This window comes from bacterium, from assembly GCA_024226335.1.
GTDB lineage: Bacteria > Myxococcota_A > UBA9160 > SZUA-336 > SZUA-336 > JAAELY01.
Genome location: JAAELY010000084.1, coordinates 1 through 1,318 on the forward strand (window position 1 = coordinate 1; position 1,318 = coordinate 1,318).

1 protein-coding gene is annotated in these 1,318 nt (G+C 59.0%); it reads right to left on the reverse strand.

From position 1 onward, the window contains the following. Positions 1-31: 31 nt before the first annotated feature. The coding region (locus tag GY725_03865) for a hypothetical protein (protein MCP4003311.1) at positions 32-1,318 on the reverse strand (1,287 nt) is incomplete at its 5' end.

Here is a 1,318-nt window from a genome sequence, read left to right on the forward strand (position 1 = left end):
GAAGCGGATCGCATCCTATTGAGGAATGTAACTAGGCAACCTCGAAATCTCCGAGGATCGAGTAAATCCTGTCTCGAATCGGATCGGGCATCGGTGCGGGTCGATGGTTCGCCAGGATCTCGCGCAGATCGTGGTCGATTCGCTCGATCAGGTCCTTACCCGGGACGACACTCGAACCTGTAGGGAACGCGGCCCCAAAGTAGCGGCTATTCCAGTAGTTGTCCCGGCAGTGCTTCGCGGTGTGCCGATCTGCAAGATAGTTCCCTCTCAGGCCGACCGACCGGGTGACATCCAATGCGAGGTGTTCGTCATCAACGGGAATCCCCTTCCACAGGCACCTGAGCATTCCGGCGAGATCGTTACAGAGCAGCAACGAGTGCAAAGAGTAGGTGATCCCTGAATCGAGTACCCCCAGGTAATCCAGCGTGCCTGGCTGCAGGTAGAACGCTTCCATCAACCCGGTAGCAATCTCCCTGACGGCATCCTGGTCGAAGCGTCGTGAGGAAGAGCCACCGTCTCCCCCGGCGAGCGGGGGCAGTCCAAACTGACTCCTGACCTGGCGCATGGCCATGCCGGCCAACATATCCGGGATTGCGTTCCCCAGGTTTCCCGTCGCGGGCTCCATGAACGTGTTTTCCGAGGAGCCAATGCAGAACGATCCCTTCCGAACGAGTTGCGAGAGGGCTGTGGCAGCGAAGTCGGTGGCCAGGCTGTGGGTCATGCAGCCGGCGATCGTGTAGGGAGACGAGCCGCCTCCGATAGAGATGGTCCCCGTGGTAACCGGGATTCCGCACTCTGCGCCCCGAATGATCTGGTCACTGTGTGTCTTGGCGAAAAAGAGGGGGAGTGGAGTGACGATCTGAGTGAAGTAGGGCTTTTCGGCGAGCTGCTCCATCCCACCGCGAATCACTGCGGCCATCTCGATGACCGCATCAAACGCAGCGCTGTCCTCGCACAGATACTCCAGGGGCTTGGTGGTGTTCTCGGCCATTGCCACGAACTCTCCGATCTCACCGTGCAGGGTCGAGTTCGGAACATCTTTGACGGACACGCAGACGCCATCGATGTTCGGAAGAGCATCGGCGACACGACTGACGGTGGCGAGGTCCTCCCAGGTACTCTCCCTCGGCTCCCGCGTCTCGAGATCGAGGATCTTGATGCAGGTCATCCCAGGATGGAACGAGCTCTCTCCCTCTTTGATATCGAGATAGTCAGTCGCATCGCGATTCCATACCCTGGCGCTCTGCGACACCGGCGCGAGAAACTCTTCCACGAGATCGCGATTGAACTTCACGACGTTGTCCGATGTGATATCGCA